The 1,179-nt window shown below is 67.1% G+C and carries 2 protein-coding genes; both read left to right on the top strand.

The genetic code is table 11. The features are described 5' to 3' along the window. The coding region (locus tag AC1D00_RS42020; protein WP_477014762.1) for an aromatic ring-hydroxylating dioxygenase subunit alpha at window positions 1-893 on the top strand (893 nt) is incomplete at its 5' end. Window positions 894-899: 6 nt separating this feature from the next. Beyond that, on the top strand, window positions 900-1,179 hold a 280-nt coding region (locus AC1D00_RS42015; RefSeq protein WP_477014761.1), incomplete at its 3' end, for a GntR family transcriptional regulator.

Raw genomic sequence — 1,179 nt, 5'->3', positions numbered from 1 at the left:
GCCTGGTGCCGCTGTCGAAGGGACGGCTCGAAGGCGACACCGTCGTCTGCGGCTATCACGGCCTGAAGTACAACGCGCAGGGGCGCTGCACCTTCATGCCCTCGCAGGAGACCATCAATCCCTCGGCCTGCGTGCGCGCCTATCCCGTGGTCGAGCGCCACCGCTACATCTGGCTCTGGATGGGCGATCCCGCGCTGGCCGATCCCGCGCTCGTGCCCGACATGCACTGGAATCACGATCCGGCCTGGGCCGGCGACGGCAAGACCATCCGCGTCAATTGCGACTACCGTCTCGTGCTCGACAACCWCATGGACCTCACGCACGAGACCTTCGTGCACGGCTCCTCGATCGGCAACGACGCGGTCGCCGAAGCGCCGTTCGACGTCACCCATGGCGAGAAGACGGTCACCGTGACGCGCTGGATGCGCGGCATCGAGGCGCCGCCGTTCTGGGCCAAGCAGCTCGGCAAGCCCGGCCTCGTCGATCGCTGGCAGATCATCCGCTTCGAGGCGCCATGCACCATCGCCATCGACGTCGGCGTGGCGCTGACAGGCACCGGCGCGCCGGAAGGCGACCGCTCGCAGGGCGTCAACGGCTTCGTGCTCAACACCATCACGCCGGAGACCGAGAAGACCTGTCACTACTTCTGGGCCTTCGTCCGCAACTATCAGATCGGCGAGCAGCGCATCACCACCGAGATCCGCGAAGGCGTCTCCGGCATCTTCCACGAGGACGAGCTGATCCTCGAAGCGCAGCAGCGCGCGATGGACGAGAACCCCGATCGCGTCTTCTACAACCTCAACATCGACGCCGGCGCGATGTGGACGCGCAAGCTGATCGACAAGATGGTGGCGAAGGAAAACGCGCCGCAGCACCTTCAGGCCGCGGAGTAAGCTGACATGGCCGAGCGCGAGGTTGACCGCTCCGTCTCGCAGACCGTGAAGGCGCAGCTCGCGCTGCGCGACCAGATCCTGTCGGGCTCCTTGCGTCCCGGCGAGCGCATCTCCGAGCTTCAGGCGGTGGAGACGACGGGCGCCTCGCGCACGCCGGTGCGCATGGCGCTGGTGCGGCTGGAGGAGGAGGGCCTGCTGGAGGCGATCCCCTCCGGCGGCTTCATGGTGAAGGCGTTCTCCGAGCGCGACATCTCCGACTCCATCGAGCTGCGCGGCACGCTGGAAG

Source organism: Bradyrhizobium sp. P2_E8 (assembly GCF_056403875.1).
Note: the sequence above shows the minus strand (reverse complement) of the source record. Positions and strands in the feature narration are given on the sequence as shown.